General features: G+C 60.5%; 14 protein-coding genes. 13 read left to right on the top strand and 1 reads right to left on the bottom strand.

What is annotated here, in order from left to right; all coding sequences use genetic code 11:
- The first annotated feature begins 48 nt into the window (after positions 1-48).
- Genes FE782_RS29455 through FE782_RS29440 form a run of 4 tightly spaced genes read left to right on the top strand, consistent with a single transcriptional unit; the run spans position 49 to position 5,210 of the window.
- Positions 49-930 carry a carbohydrate ABC transporter permease gene (locus FE782_RS29455; RefSeq protein ID WP_138197932.1) on the top strand — a complete coding sequence of 294 codons (882 nt, stop codon included), beginning with the start codon at positions 49-51 and terminating at the stop codon, positions 928-930.
- Positions 930-1,757 (top strand): carbohydrate ABC transporter permease, encoded by an 828-nt coding sequence (locus tag FE782_RS29450; protein WP_138197931.1) that lies wholly within the window; start codon positions 930-932, stop codon positions 1,755-1,757. Before FE782_RS29455 ends, FE782_RS29450 begins: the two co-directional genes overlap by 1 nt.
- A 34-nt stretch (positions 1,758-1,791) precedes the next feature.
- On the top strand, positions 1,792-3,621 hold the full coding sequence (locus tag FE782_RS29445) for a cache domain-containing sensor histidine kinase (protein WP_138197930.1): 1,830 nt from the start codon (positions 1,792-1,794) through the stop codon (positions 3,619-3,621).
- Positions 3,618-5,210, top strand: a complete 1,593-nt coding sequence (locus tag FE782_RS29440; protein WP_138197929.1) for a response regulator transcription factor — start codon at positions 3,618-3,620, stop codon at positions 5,208-5,210. Before FE782_RS29445 ends, FE782_RS29440 begins: the two co-directional genes overlap by 4 nt.
- 300 nt (positions 5,211-5,510) lie before the next feature.
- On the opposite strand, the gene FE782_RS29435 is transcribed toward FE782_RS29440, so the two are convergent.
- Complete coding sequence (locus tag FE782_RS29435; RefSeq protein WP_138197928.1) at positions 5,511-5,855, bottom strand: zinc ribbon domain-containing protein; 345 nt, start codon at positions 5,853-5,855, stop codon at positions 5,511-5,513.
- 128 nt (positions 5,856-5,983) lie between these two features.
- On the opposite strand from FE782_RS29435, the gene FE782_RS29430 reads away from it, so the two are divergent.
- From FE782_RS29430 to FE782_RS29390, 9 genes are all read left to right on the top strand, one after another.
- On the top strand, positions 5,984-7,609 hold the full coding sequence (locus FE782_RS29430) for a DEAD/DEAH box helicase (RefSeq protein WP_238392714.1): 1,626 nt from the start codon (positions 5,984-5,986) through the stop codon (positions 7,607-7,609).
- 183 nt (positions 7,610-7,792) lie between these two features.
- The gene (locus FE782_RS29425; RefSeq protein ID WP_138197926.1) at positions 7,793-8,329 is read left to right on the top strand and encodes a YfiT family bacillithiol transferase; all 537 of its coding nucleotides are present in this window, start codon (positions 7,793-7,795) and stop codon (positions 8,327-8,329) included.
- Between the two features lie 92 nt (positions 8,330-8,421).
- Entirely contained in the window at positions 8,422-9,237 is an 816-nt protein-coding gene (locus FE782_RS29420; protein WP_138197925.1) for a formate/nitrite transporter family protein, read from the top strand.
- Positions 9,238-9,255: 18 nt separating this feature from the next.
- Positions 9,256-9,585: a Dabb family protein gene (locus tag FE782_RS29415; RefSeq protein ID WP_138197924.1), complete on the top strand. Its 330-nt coding sequence runs from the start codon at positions 9,256-9,258 to the stop codon at positions 9,583-9,585.
- Positions 9,586-9,724: 139 nt separating this feature from the next.
- Entirely contained in the window at positions 9,725-11,164 is a 1,440-nt protein-coding gene (locus FE782_RS29410) for a sulfatase-like hydrolase/transferase (RefSeq protein WP_202914636.1), read from the top strand.
- Entirely contained in the window at positions 11,161-12,102 is a 942-nt protein-coding gene (locus FE782_RS29405; protein WP_138197922.1) for an ArsR/SmtB family transcription factor, read from the top strand. The genes FE782_RS29410 and FE782_RS29405 overlap by 4 nt, the downstream gene beginning before the upstream one ends.
- A 137-nt stretch (positions 12,103-12,239) precedes the next feature.
- Positions 12,240-13,208, top strand: a complete 969-nt coding sequence (locus FE782_RS29400; RefSeq protein ID WP_138197921.1) for a glycoside hydrolase family 43 protein — start codon at positions 12,240-12,242, stop codon at positions 13,206-13,208.
- 113 nt (positions 13,209-13,321) lie between these two features.
- A complete protein-coding gene (locus FE782_RS29395; RefSeq protein WP_238392713.1) occupies positions 13,322-14,269 on the top strand; it encodes an ABC transporter permease in 948 nt (315 codons plus the stop codon).
- 22 nt (positions 14,270-14,291) lie between these two features.
- Positions 14,292-15,185, top strand: a complete 894-nt coding sequence (locus tag FE782_RS29390) for a carbohydrate ABC transporter permease (protein WP_238392712.1) — start codon at positions 14,292-14,294, stop codon at positions 15,183-15,185.
- Positions 15,186-15,191 lie beyond the last annotated feature (6 nt).

Genomic DNA, 15,191 nt, shown 5'->3' with positions numbered 1-15,191 from the left:
CGGAAGAGACGGGCGGCGCCTTCGTATCCAGAGAGGGGAATCGCGCCAATGAAGGACACGATGCGGCATCCGGGCGTTTATGCGCTGTTCGTCGTTCCGACGTTATTTTTGTACGTGCTGTTCTTCGTCTATCCGATGATCACGTCGCTCGTCTACGGCTTCACGGATTGGAACGGGCTGAACGATCCGAGATACATCGGCTTCGGCAACTTCGCGGAGGCGTTCGGCGACGACGACTTCATCAATGCGATCTATAACAATATCGTCTTCATCTTGTTCGCGGCGTTCGTGCAGGTGCCGTTGATCGTCTTTTTCGCGATATTGATCAGCGGGGTCAAGAGGTTCCAAGGCTTCTACAAGACGACGGTATTCGTGCCTTCGATCTTGTCGACCTCGGTCATCGGCATTCTATGGGGCTTTATTTATCAACCCGAGGTCGGTCCGCTCAATCGGGCGCTCGGCTGGTTCGGCATCGAACCGATCTACTGGCTGGCCGATATGAAGTGGGCGATGTTCGCCGTGCTCGCGACGAACGCTTGGCAGTGGATGGGCTTCTTCATCGTGCTGGTGCTGGCGGCAATACTCGCCATTCCGAAGGAGCTGAACGAAGCGGCCGACATCGACGGCGCCTCCGGCTGGCATAAGGCGATTCACATTACGGTGCCCCTCATTAACCCGATCGTTTCGGTCGTAATCATGCTGTCGATCGCCGGCGCCATGAAGGTCGTCGATATCGTGCTCGTCATGACGAACGGCGGCCCGGTCGGCTCGACCGAGGTCATGGCGTCTTACATGGTGACGAAGGCGATCAATTACGGGGAGTACGGGTACGGCACGGCGCTGTCGATCGTCATCTTCGTCTTCGCGCTGCTGCTCACCGCGATCTATCAGCTGCTGGTCGTCAGACGACAGGAAAGGGTGGAATTGTAATGCCGACCGTATGGAAGCGTGCCCTTCCGCATGTCGTCTTGATGGGTTACGTGGTCGCCGTGTTGTTCCCGTTCGTCTTCGTCGTGTTCTCGTCGTTCAAGGACAACCTGCAGATCGCGGAGCGTCCGTTCGGTCTGCCGACCCGCTGGATGTTCGAGAACTACGTCGAAGCGTGGGTGAAGGCGAAGATCAACGTGTACTTCTTCAATAGCTTGTATTTATCGTTCGCCTCCTCCCTCTCGGGGGTGCTTCTGGCGGCGGCGACGGCGTTCGCGCTCGCGAGGATGAAGCTGGCGCGGACGAGTCGGTGGATTTATCAATTCGTCTTGATCGGCATGCTCATTCCGGGCAACGTATTGTTCATCGCACAGTACATTCTCGTGAAAGATTTAGGTATCCTGAACACGCATTGGTCGCTATACTTGCCTTATACGGCCGGCGCGCTGCCGATCAGCGTGCTGCTGATCGCGGCGTTCATGCGGTCGATCCCGAGCGAGCTGGAGGAAGCCGCGATCGTGGACGGCCTCGGCTCGATCCGATTGTTCGCGCAGATCATCTTGCCGGTGACCGTGCCGGCGCTCGTCACCGTGTTCATCGTCAACTTCCTCGGCGTCTGGAACGAATATTTGCTGGCGAACTTCTTCATCAGCAAGGATGCGCTGCGCACGCTGCCGACCGGCATGGTCGGCTTCCGAGACGCGTATCAGACGAATTACGCTTTGATCTGCACGGGCATCGTGTACAGCGTGCTGCCGGTGCTGGTGTTATATGGATTCTTGCAGGAGAAAATTATCGAGGGCATCACGGCGGGCAGCGTGAAGGGCTGACGCCGCCGGGAGAGAGGAGCGGGAGGAAGAACGTATGTCGCTGCGAGTGAAGCTGTTTACGGCGTTCTTCGCTTTCATCATCGTCCCGCTCGTCCTGCTCGGCATTCTGGCGTACTACTTCGTCGCCGACACGATCGAGAAGAAATATTCGCAGCAGGCGGAGATTACGCTTCGGGCGCTCAGCCAGAACATCGACTTCGTCTTCCGCGAGATGGATAAAGTGACGGACAGCACGATCGCGAGCACCGCGGTGCAGGACGCCCTGAGCAGCCCCGTCTATTCGTCCGAGGACGTGGACGCGATCAAGTATTTGGAGCTGAACGAGACGCAGCGGAACTTCCGGGAGCTGCTCGTGAACCACCCGTCCGTCAGCTACGCCTTCATGTACAACCTCGACAACGGAAGGATCGTGAGAATCTACTCCAAAGAGAGCTTCTCCGCGCTGCCGTTCGAGGAGTTCCGGCTGCAGCCGATCTACGACGCGGTCGTCGACCGGGGCGGCTTGCCGAAGTGGGTCGGCCCTTATGAGCATCCGCAGCTGACGGGGTACGAGCCCGTGTTCACCCAAATCCGCGTCGTCAAGGATATCGGCACGCTGCGGAACGAGGGCATGCTGCTCGTTCAAATTAAAAATTCCGCCATCGAAGGCGTATTCCGGTATTTCAGCTTTAACGAAGACGTATATGATACCCGGTATTACCTGGTCAACGCCGACGGCCTCGTGTTGTACGACAGCTCGGGCGCGCGGAACGGGAGCGCGCTGGCGGCGTTCGCCGACGACCGGCAAGGCGGCGGCGCGGCCGCGTATCGAAGCGACCGTCTCGACTTCGAGGGCGTCGACAGCGTCGTCTCCTCCATTCGGCTCAAAGACGAGGATTGGCGGCTGCTCTCGGTGACGCCCTGGACGTCGCTGTCGAGCGAAATTACGATGTACCTGCGCTGGATCGCAGGAATCATGGCGGTGTCGCTCGTATCGGCGCTGCTGTTCCTCGCCGTCTTCATCAATCGCATCGCGAAGACGATCGTGCGGATCGTCCGGTTCATGCGCTTCGTGGAGCGCGGCGATCTGGCGCTGCGCGTCGACGAGAAGGGCGACGACGAGCTGGCGCTCCTGTCCCGCGGACTCAACAGCCTGATCGCCCGCGTGAACGAGCTGCTCGGGCGCGTCAAGCGGGAGCAGGAACGCAAGACGAAGGCCGAGATGCGGGTGCTGCAGGCGCAAATCAAACCGCATTTCCTGTTTAATACGCTCGAATCGATCAATGCGCTCGCGGTCCAGAACGAAGGGCGCAAGGTCAGCCAGATGGTGCTTCGGCTCGCGAATATGCTGCGCATCAGCTTCCAGGACCGCGAAGAAATTCCGATTCGCCGGGAGATCGAGCATCTGAAAAGCTATTTGGACATTCAGCGGTATCGGTTCGCCGATCGGTTCGAATACGACATCGAAGCGCCGGAGGAGCTGATGGAGTTCCTGATCCAGAAGCTGACGCTCCAGCCGCTCGTCGAGAACTGCATCCAGCACGCGTTCGACGGGTTGGATCGCCCGGGCCGGATCCGCGTGACGATCGCCGAGGAGAACGACCGGATCGCCATTACGGTCGAGGACGACGGCGTCGGCATGGCGAACGAGACGTTGGCGCGCTTCGCTTACATGGCGGCGGAGGAAGCGGAGGCGGCCGCCGCATCGGCCGAAGAGTACGTCGTCAATCCGGAGCGGCGAGGCCTCGGCCTTCGCAGCGTCGCCGACCGGATTCGCATCCAATACGGGCGTAGATACGGGTTGTTCGTCTGCTCCGGCGTCGGGCAAGGCGCCGTCATTAAGTGTTATATTCCCAAATACGGGCCGGGCGAGGGGAGAGCATGAGACTCAAGGTAATGCTGGTGGACGACGAGCTGCCGATTTTGCAAAATTTGCGGATGGTGCTCCCGTGGGACGAGATGCGTCTCGACATCGTCGCGACGGCGCGGAACGGGGCGGAAGCGTTAGAAGCGTTGAAGACGCACCGGCCCGACATCGCGCTCTGCGACATTCGGATGCCCGTCATGGACGGGATGGCGTTCCTCGCGGAAGCGCGCGCGCTCCCCGAGGGGGCGGACTGCGACGTCTTGATGCTGACCGGTTATCAAGAGTTCGAATACGCGCGCGCGGCGCTGAAGCACGGCGCGAAGGACTACATTCTGAAGCCGATCGATTACGAGCTGCTCGAGCGAACCGTCCGGAACGTGGCGGACGACATTCGCGCCGAACGGGCCGAACAGCTGAAGCGGGAAAAGCAGTGGGGCCGCGTGGCGCATCTCGCGTACGAGAAGGCGTTATACGACGTCTTGATGGGCTTTCCGCCGGAAGGCGCGCTTCGCGTCTTGGCGGACGAGGACGGGTGGGCGGAGCATGCGTCGTACGTCGTTATGCTCGTCGACGTCGACCATTACTCCCGATTGTCGGTGCAATGGGACGAGAAAGAACGGAAGCTGTGGAACTTCGCGGTCGGGAACGTGCTGCAGGAGGCGCTGCAGCCGTTCGCGATCAAATACGTCTCGCTGCACGCCCGGGAAGGCGAGTGGTGCGTGCTCGTCGAGCGCGGCGTCGAAGCGTACGACGCGGCGGAGGCGAGCCGCTGGATGGAGGCGGCGCAGGCGGCCGTCATGGCGAACGTCAAGCTGAGCGTCAGCGTCGGCGTCTTCCCGCGCCCGGTGGCGGTCGCGGAGGTCGCCGAGACGTATAAGCGGCTGCAGCGGAGCTTCCTGCAGCATGCGGGCACGAGCCGGCTGCTCGCCGTCTCGGAGACGCTGGCCGAGCGGCCCGAGACGGAAGGCGCCTGGTGGACGACGCTCGATAGTCTCGTCTCCGGCGTGCGCCAGCAGGACCGCGCCCGGATCGATCAGGCGCTCGGCCGTCTGCAGCGGGCGGCGCTGCCGGAATCGGTGCTGCATTACGTCGTCATTCACCTGCTGCGAGAGATGCGGGAGATGGACGTCATGTCGCAGTCCGAGGAAGAGGCCGTATGGAAGAAGCTGCAACATACGGTGAGCTTGAAGGACATCATGGAATCGATCGTGCAGCTGGTCGATCATGCGATGGAGCGGGCGCTCAACAAGAAGTCGAGCGAGCTGCTCATGATGTCGGCGAAGGACTATATCGACCGGCGGTTGGCGTCCGATCTCGGCGTCGAAGAGGTCGCGGACCATCTCGGCATCAGCTGCAGCTACTTCAGCTTGCTGTTTAAGAACCATTTCGGCGAGACGTTCGTCGAATACGTCACCAAGCAGCGAATGGAGCTCGCCAAGTCGCTGCTGCTCATGACCGACAAGAGCGTCACGAAGATCGGCGCGTTAAGCGGCTATGCGGAGCGGCGGTATTTCACGAAAGTGTTTCAGCGGCATACCGGCATGACGCCGTCCGAATTCCGCGAGTCGAAGTCGTCCGGCAACGGGTGGCGGAACCACTTGTTTTGACGGTTCGGCGGGCGAGGCGGATGCGCTTCGCCTTTTTCGTTCGGCAGGTCGCAGGCGAGTTCCTCTCCCGAGGGCTCTTGTCCTCGGTTTCCCTTCGCTCAGCCCCGTTGCCCCTTATCGAGGCGATCTCGACGTAGAAAGACGTTTCGTCCGCGCGAATCCCGGCGTTTTTAAGCGCTGCGGGAGTCCCGTTTTCAAGAAAATGGTAGGTTGCGGCTGAGCCAAGGGAAGTCGAGGAGAAGGGGGCGCGGAGGGATAACTTGGCATGGCGGCTTGGCGGGCGGGCCCTTCTCCCGACGTTCAGTCTTGCTCGAGGATGAGCGTCAGTCCGCAGGACGGGCATTCGCGGGTGTCCTGGCGTACCGGCGTTTCGCAGGCGGGGCAAGCTTCGAGCGGAACGTCTTCCCAGACTTCGCTAGACTTCGGCGTCGGCGTCGGCGTCGGCGCGGGGGAAGCGGCAGGCTCGAGCATATACCGGTACCGTTCGATCGGCCGCCCGTCGTACTCGAACACCTTCAGCTCCTCCGCCGGCAGCCAATGCATCGCGCCTTCGGCGTCGCACACCGCGGCGAGTCCCGGCGTCGAAGCGCCGATCAGGAGAAACTTCCGGCTCGTCGGCAGATGAACGACAAGGATCGTCGTCATGGAAGGTCCCTCCTCCTTTTCCCTGTATTTTACTACGCCTACGTCTCTCTGTGGGAAATGTTTCATACGTATCGGTTTTCGGGTACACTGTTATGTATACTCTTAATCGAAGGAATCGAGGAATTTACGTGACGAATCGTTTTGAAGCGTTAGGCGTACGCAGCCTTATAGCGGAAGTATTGCAAAAGCAAGGCATCGTAACGCCGACCCCGGTGCAGGAGCAGGCGATTCCCGCGCTGCTGTCGGGTCACGACGCGATCGTGCAGGCGCAGACGGGGACAGGCAAGACGCTCGCCTTCGTGCTTCCGATCTTGGAAGTGATCGATCCGCGCCGGGCGTCGGTTCAAGCGCTGATCCTGACCCCGACGCGAGAGCTGGCGATCCAGATTACGGCGGAGGCGAAAAAGCTGGCGTCCGCGATGGGCGCGGGCGTATTGGCCGTCTACGGCGGTCAGGACGTCGCCGCGCAGGTGCATAAGCTCGGGGGCGACAGCCATATCGTCGTGGCGACGCCGGGCCGGCTGCTCGACCATCTGCGCCGGGAGACGCTGCATCTCGGCCATATCTCGATGCTGGTGCTCGACGAAGCGGACCAGATGCTGACGATGGGCTTCCTGAACGAGGTGGAAGACATTATTCGGCAGTGCGCCACGCAGCGGCAGACGATGCTGTTCTCGGCGACGATGCCGGGGCCGGTGAAGCAGCTGGCGGCGAATTACATGAAGAAGCCGGTCGACATCCGGATCAAGACGGCGCACGTGACGCTCGACGATATCCGGCAGATCGCGGTCGAGACGACGGACCGGGCGCGGCAAGCGACGTTGTTCCGGTTGATCGAGACGTATCGCCCGTACCTCGCGGTCGTCTTCTGCCGCACGAAAATTCGCGCGAAGAAGCTGAACGAAGCGCTCGTCGCGCATGGCTTCGAGTCCGACGAGCTGCACGGCGACCTGACGCAGGCGAAGCGGGAAGCGGTCATGAAGCGGTTCCGCGAAGCGAAGCTGCAGGTGCTCGTGGCGACGGACGTCGCCGCGCGGGGGCTGGACGTGGAGGGCGTGACGCACGTCTTCAACTACGACGTCCCGATCGACACGGAGACGTACATTCACCGCATCGGCCGCACGGGCCGGGCGGGGCAGTCCGGCGTCGCGGTCACGCTGCTCGCGGCGAAGGACCGGGGCTCGGTCGCTCGCATCGAGCAATCGATCGGGCAGCGGCTGGAGCGACGCCGCATGGAGGAATTCGGCGTCGGCGCGGAGGCGCTGTCGGGCTTCGACGTCGAGCTGGAGGACGACGAGGACGAGCGTCCGGGTCGATCCGAGAAGACGTACGGCTACACGGGCAGCCGTCCGGCGCGGACGGCCGGTCGGCCGGCGGGTCGGACCGCAGGAGGTCGACCGGCGGCGCGGGCCGGCGCGGGGCGTCCCGGCGATCGTCGCGGCAAGACGATCGTGAAGGCGGGGCCGGGCACGCGCGCGAAGGCGCCGGCGTCGCTGCGCGAAGGCGCGGCCGCCGGCGAAGCGGCGGGAGCGCCCGGGGCGAGACGGCCGGGGGCCGGAGCCGCGGGCGGCCGGAAGCCGTTCGGCAAGCGGGCCGAAGGCGGACCCGCCGGCGCGGGCGGCAAGAAGCCGTTCGGCAAGCCGAAGGGCAACCCGTTCGGGAAGCCGGACCGTCGCAGCGACTGGGGCCGCGGCGGCAAGGGGCCCGGCGGAGGTCCCGCGGGCAAGAAGCGGGCGGCCGGGCGCGGCAGATAAGCGAGGAACGCGGGACGAGAAGAAAGCCGCGCATCGGCGACCCTTCGCCGGAAGCCTAAGAAAAGCCCGCGATGCCTCATTCGGCATCGCGGGCTTCTTTGTGCCGCGTTAGCCGACCGCGATGCGGCTTGCAGCTCGCAGACCATGGTATACTGGATTTATTTCGCAAGGGAGCTGAGATGCATGCAAGAGCACGCGGAGCATTCGCGTTACCCGATCGGGACCTACGAGCGAAGAGAAGTCGTCGCGCCGGCCGAACGCGAGGCGTGGATCGAGGACATCGCCGCCCTGCCGGAACGGCTGCGCGAGGCGGTGCGGGGGTTGACGCCGGAGCGGCTCGATACGCCGTATCGCCCCGGCGGATGGACGGTCCGGCAGGTCGTCCATCACGTCGCGGACAGCCATATGAACAGCTTCGTGCGGCTGAAGCTCGCGCTGACCGAGGACGCGCCGACGATCAAGCCGTACCGCGAAGACTTGTGGGCGGAGCTGGACGATGCCCGAGCGATGGACGTCGAACCGTCGCTGCAGCTGTTGACGGCGCTTCACGCCCGGTGGACGACGCTGCTGCGGGGATTCGGCGAAGACGCCTGGGCGCGGACGTTCCTGCATCCCGAATCCGGCGCGACCGATCTGGCGAACCATGCAGGCTTATATGCATGGCACGGCAATCATCACGTCGCGCATATTACGAATTTGCGCCGCGCTCGGAATTGGTGAATCGAAGGTTGTAACGGAAATCATAGTCGCTCCTCGCCGGAAGCGTAAACTGGGAATATACACCCGGTTACGTTACAGGAGGGGCATCTTACATGGAATTCCGAACGCCGGAGCAAATCGCGGCCGTCACGATCGCGAAGGGCGCTAAGAAAGCGGCGATGCCGCTGCAGGAAAAACTGATTCTCGGCTTTCTGGCCGGCGCGTTCATCGCGCTCGGCTATTTGCTGTCGATCCGCGTCACGGCGGGACTCCCGTCGGAATGGAGCGCCCTGTCGACGTTGATCGGCGCCTCGGTGTTCCCGATCGGGCTCATCCTGACGCTGCTCGGCGGAGGCGAACTGCTGACCGGCAACATGATGGCGCTGCCCGTCGCGGCGCTCGCTCGGCGCATCCGGCCGTCGCAGGTCGGTTGGAATTGGCTCGCGATCACGGCCGGCAATTTCCTCGGGGCGATATTCGTCGCCTACGTCTTCGGCCATGTCGTCGGGTTGACGGAGACGGGCGTCTTCCTCGAGAAGACGGCCGACGTCGCAGCGCATAAGCTCGAGGCGTCGTTCTTCGCGGCGTTCGCGTCGGGCATCGGCTGCAACTGGCTCGTCGCGCTCGCCGTCTGGCTCTCGTACGGCGCGCGCTCCGACGGCGCCAAGCTGTTCGTCATCTGGTTTCCGACGATGGCGTTCGTCGCGATCGGCTTCCAGCACGTCGTCGCGAATATGTTCGTCATCCCCGCGGCGATTTTCGCCGGGACAGCGACGTGGGCGGATTTCGCCGCGAACTTCGTCCCCGTCTTCCTCGGCAATGCGGCGGGCGGCGCGCTGTTCGTCGCGACGGCGTATTGGCACGCTTACATGCATGCGGGGCGCGGAGCGGCCGTCTTTGACACCGAACCCCAACCTATGGAAAAATAAAGGCGGGAGGTGGACCGCATGAAGCCGGGCCGCATTCGCCATATGGCGATTTTTACGTTGAAGCATGCCGAGGACGCCCCGGAGACGGCGCGGTTTCTTGAGGACGGACGCGTCATCTTGAGCGCGATCCCGTCGGTGGAGAACTTCGAAGTGCTGCTTCAGGTCAGTCCGAAAACGTCGTTCCGCTTCGGCTTCTCGATGGAGTTCGCCGATCGGGCCGGGTACGACGCATACAATGCGCACCCCGCGCATACGGATTTCGTAGAGCGTCGGTGGAAGGTCGAGGTCGAGTCGTTCCAGGAGATCGACTTCGTCGACGTCGGAGGGGCCAGTTCTTTAGAAACATAAAAGTGTATAAATCTAAGGGGTCATCAGGCGATGACTCTTTTTGTTTTCATTCGCTGCATCAAGGCTTGGCGGAGAAGTGTATATATTGTAATATCGTAATGTAAATAAGGAAAATACAATAGATGAGAGGTGAATGAGCATGCCGCAAAGGACGACGAAACCCCACATCCTTCTGATTACCGCGGACGAACTGCGCAAGGATGCGTTGAGCTGCTACGGCAACGAAGCCGTTCAGACGAAGCATCTGGATCGGCTGGCTTCCCGGTCGATTCAATTCGATGCCGCATACACGGTCAGCCCTTGGTGCCTTCCGGCCCGCTGCGCGCTGCTGACGGGGCGGTATCCGCACAACAGCGGCGCGTACAGCAATTTTCGAAAATGCGAGCTGAACGCCGGTATCCCGAACTTATTCCAGACGTTGCGAGGAGCCGGCTACAAGACGTCGGTGCACGGCAAATGTCACTTCACTCCGGTGCCTTACGGGGAAACCCGGGCCGACCTCACGCTTCCGTACGAGGAGTTCCGGGAGTATTATTTATCGCTGGGCATCGACCATCTGGATCTTCAAGACGATAAGCAAGTGTCGGTATGGTTCTATGACGATTATGCGAAGGAGCTGGAGCGGGAAGGTTATTTAGCGGCGTATCGCAGCCGTGTGTGGGACCGCGATCTGCAGAAGGTGTTTCCGTTCCCCGGCCCCGCGGATTGGCATCCGGACAGCTGGGTCGGTAGGAAGACGGCGGAGATGCTGGAGAGCCACGATCCGGACGAGCCGCTGTTTTGCTGGGCGTCGTTCAGCGGGCCGCATTATCCGTTCGATCCGCCCGAGGCGTACTTCGACCGGGTCGATATGACGAAGGACAAGCCGAGGACGCGGCTGGAGGGCGAATTCGACGACGAGCGAAGAATTCATCATCGGAGCTATCACGGCGACGGGCGAGGCATCGCCGACGGCAGCGGCCCCGCCGCGGGATATGCGCAGAAAAATTACTCGGAGGATTACTGGTTCCGATTGCGCAAGAGCTATTATGCGAACGTCGCGTTGATCGACGACGAGATCGGCCGCATCGTCGACGCGGCGGTTCGCCGGTTCGGCGATAATCTCTTGGTCGTCTTTACGGCGGATCACGGGGAGATGCTCGGCAATCACGACATATGGGGCAAGGGGGATTGCGGCTACGAGGACGTGCTTAATATCCCGATGCTCGTGCAATATCCCGGCGAACGGGAGCATCTGCGTACGGATGCGAAGGTGATGCTCACCGATATTTTGGCGACCTGCGCGAAAGCCGCCGGCGCGGAGCCGGTCGAGACGGACGGACGGGACTTTAAGGCATCGATCGCGGAAGGCGGTTACCGCTATGTGTATGCCGAGGGCGAAGGCTTCTTCAGCGTCAGCGACGGTCGGATGAAATATGTCCATATCGAAAAGGACGGCCGAACCCATTACGAGCTGTTCGATTTGGAAAAAGACCCGGACGAATTCCACGACGTGTCGGACGACCCGGACTACGCGCCGGCATTGGCGGAGCTTCGTAAGGCGGAGGCATCGTTGTATATGAAGGCGTTGCTCGCGTGACGGACGACCGCACGAAACGAATATCTCCCGCGCAGCTTCAGGAAACCGCCAAGGCGCTGTCCGGCGATTTGCGCTTGCGCATCCTAGAAGCGCTTTCGGACGGGCCCAAGAGCATCTCGCAGCTGATGGCGCTGCTCGGGGCCGCCCAACCGACGGTTTCGATCAACGTGCAGCAGCTGGAGCAGGCCGGGCTGCTCGAATCGGTGCCGAACGCCAACCGGGAAAAAATATGCGCGCGCCCTTACGACCACCTGCACTTGGAGCTGCCGCGCGCGCCGGGAGACAGCTTGCACGAACGAGAACAAATCGTTATGCCGATCGGTATGTACACCCTCTTTCAGGTGAACGCCCCTTGCGGCATGGCGGGCAAAGACGGCTTAATCGGCGCGGCCGACGACCCGCGCTCCTTCTACTTGCCGGAACGCTGCGACGCGTCACTGCTCTGGTTCAGCGAGGACGGCTTCGTCGAATATCGGTTTCCGGATACGACGCCCCCCGAGCAGCAGGTGAAGGAGCTGACGATCGCCGCCGAGCTGTGCTCCGAAGCGAGAGGCTTCAACGAAGATTGGCCTTCGGACATTACGCTGACCTTGAACGGGGTGAAGACGGCGGTCGTTACGCCCAAGGGCGATTACGGCATGGAACGAGGCAAGCTGACGCCTCCTTGGTGGGTGTACGGAACCCAATTCGGCGAACGCTTCGAGTGGAAGACGACGCCCCGCGGCACGTGGGTGAACGGCGTCAAAGCTTCCGACGTGACGATCGGGGAGCTGGGCCTCGGGGACGGACGGCCGATCGTAGTAAAGCTTTCCGTCGAACCGGAAGCCGAGCATCGCCGCGGGCTCAATTTGTTCGGGAGCGGCTTCGGAAACTACGGCGAGGGCATCAAGCTGACGTTCGTCCGAGAGAAGCGTCCCGGCATTCCGCATCGCGCATGAATAAAGACTGCCTCCGCGGTTGAAATCAACCGAACGAGGCGGTCTTTTCTTTTTCGCATAAGCGGCATGAATCGCAAATTGACCGGATTCGGTAGATCGGCCTACAATCTCGCTAAACCCATGAAGGAGGGCGCGACATGCTTCATCAGGCATATAAGAATCCGCTGAACATTCAACAGATCGGAGATCCGTTCGTGCTGAAAGCTTCGGACGGCCGTTATTATTGCTACCCGACCTCCGCGGTCCAAGACGGCTTTAAAGCTTGGTCCTCCGACGATTTGATCGAATGGAAGGCGGAAGGCTTCGTCTACGAGAAGGCGAAGAACGAGAAGGCTTGGGGGTATCGGCAATTTTGGGCGCCGGAGGTGGTCGAGCGCGACGGCAAGTTCTACATGTACTACACGGCGCGCTGGAAGGAGAAGGACAGCTTGCGCATCGGCATCGCCGTTGCGGATGCGCCGACCGGACCGTTCCGCGACGTATCGGATCGGCCGATGTTCGACGACGGCATTGCCGCGATCGACGCTCATGTGTTTACGGACGAGGACGGAAGGCGGTATTTGTATTATTCGCGGGACTGCTCCGAGAACGTCGTAGACGGGCGCAAGGAAAGCCATATTTACGCGTTCGAGCTCGGCTCCGATATGATGACGCCGAAGCACGAAGGCGTGTTGCTGATCCGGCCGGATCAGCCGTGGGAGTTCAAGTCCGGGGAAGACGTCCGATGGAACGAGGGGCCGTTCGTTCTGAAGCATGCCGGAGCGTACTACTTGATGTATTCCGCCAACTGCTTCGCCGCCCGGGACTACTCCGACGGGTACGCGGTAAGCGACAGCCCGTTAGGACCCTACAAGAAATTTTCGAAAAATCCGATCCTCGCCGCCGACGGGACGAAGGTGTCCGGACCGGGGCATCACTGCGTGACGGTTTCCCCGGACGGAAGCGAGTTGTTTATCGTTTACCATACGCACACGGACCCGGAAGCGGGCGGAGGCGATCGGCAGGTGTGCATGGATCGGATGATCTTCGCCGAAGACGGCTCCGTCGTCGTGTTCGGCCCGACGCTCTCGAAGCAGCCGGCGCCGTCGCGAAACCGCGGGGATTAACGATTCCAGCCGGTTTGCATACGCCGCACAGCCCGATAAATATCGCAAATTGACCGAAGTTTTACCGCCGACATACAATCGGTTCAAATCCAAAGACGAAGGAGGGGAACGCAGTGGAGCTTGCGAAGCGGCAATCGACCGCGACCCGAAATTCATTCCTCGGCAGATTGCGCAAAGACGTGTTCACGAATAAATACGTGTATCTGATGGCTTTGCCGGTCATTGCATACTATGTGATTTTCCATTATGTGCCGATCGGCGGACTCGTCATCGCTTTCCAAAATTTTAACGCCTTCAAGGGCATATTCGGCAGCGAATGGGTCGGGTGGATGCACTATACCGATTTCTGGAACAGCCCATACGCGTTTCGGGTCGTACGAAACACGCTCTTGATCAACATTTATCAAATTTTATTCGCGTTTCCCGCTCCGATCCTGTTGGCGTTGCTTCTGAACGAGGTCAGAGGCCGGATGTTTACGCGCACCATTCAGACCGTGAGCTATATGCCTCACTTTATATCTCTGGTCGTCATCTGCGGCATTATCGTCGATTTTTCGCAAAGCGAAGGCGTGATCAACGACATCATCGCGTTCTTCGGCGGCGAGCGGTCGAATTTGCTTATGCAGAGCGACTTGTTCCGGACGATCTTCGTCTCGAGCGGCATCTGGCAGGAGATGGGCTGGGGAAGCATCATCTATTTGGCGGCGCTGTCGACGGTCGATCCGCATCTGTACGAAGCTTCGTCCATCGACGGGGCGGGGAGATGGCGGCAGCTGCTCCATATTACGATTCCGGCGCTCATTCCGACCATCACCATCCTGCTCATCATGCGAGTGGGCCATATCATGAGCGAAGGTTTCGAGAAGATCATTTTGCTGTACAATCCATTAACCTACGAAACCGCGGACGTCATTTCGTCTTATGTGTACCGTCGAGGCATTCAGGAAGCCAATTACAGCTTCGGCGCCGCGGTGGGGCTGTTCAATTCGACGATTAACTTCATCATATTGATCGCCGTCAACAACTTCAGCCGCAAGTACTTGAAAGAAAGCTTATGGTAGACCGCCGAGGGGGTGACTAGAATTGTTGAATCGCAAAGGATCGCTCGGCGAGGCCGCCTTCGATACATTCAATTACGTGCTGCTCACCGTTATAGGCATTGTCTGTTTATATCCGATGCTTCACGTACTGTTCGCTTCGTTCAGCGAACCGGCTCTTCTTTCCAGGCATTCCGGCCTTCTGTTTCGGCCGCTCGGATTTTCTCTGGTCGGATACGAGGTCGTCCTGCAAAATCCGAATATTTGGACCGGCTACCTGAACACGTTGTTTTATGTGACCGTCGGCACCGTCCTGAACGTACTGATGACGGCGTTGGGCGCCTACGCGCTGTCCCGCAAAAACCTGATGCTCAAGAAGCCGCTCGCGATCATGACCGTATTCACGATGTACTTCGGAGGCGGTCTCATCCCTAATTTCTTGCTTGTGAAAAATATCGGCTTATACGATACGAGATTGGCGCTGATCATCCCGGGACTCATCGCGACCTACAATATGATCGTCATGCGAGCCGGCTTCGCCGCCGTGCCGGACGGGCTGGAAGAATCGGCGAAGATCGACGGAGCCAACGACTTTACGATCCTGTTCCGCATTATTTTGCCCGTCGCGAAGGCGACGGTCGCGGTCATCGTGCTCTTCTACGCGGTCGGACATTGGAACGCTTGGTTTAACGCCGTCTTATACTTGCAGGATCGGGGGCTGTATCCGCTTCAGCTGCTGCTTAGGGAAATATTGATCGCCAATTCCGCCAGCGGCAATACGGTGGAATCCGTCGCGATGAACGAGGACGACAGATCGCTTGTGTACGTACTCATCAAGTATTGCACGATTATCGTGGCGACCGTCCCGATCCTGTTCATTTATCCTTTCTGTCAAAAGTACTTCGTCAAGGGGGTGATGCTCGGTTCGATGAAGGGGTAACGCATC

This window comes from Paenibacillus antri (genome assembly GCF_005765165.1).
Classification (GTDB): Bacteria; Bacillota; Bacilli; order Paenibacillales; family YIM-B00363; genus Paenibacillus_AE; species Paenibacillus_AE antri.
The sequence above is the reverse complement of the archived record's forward strand: the minus strand, read 5'-3'. Positions and strand labels throughout refer to the sequence as shown.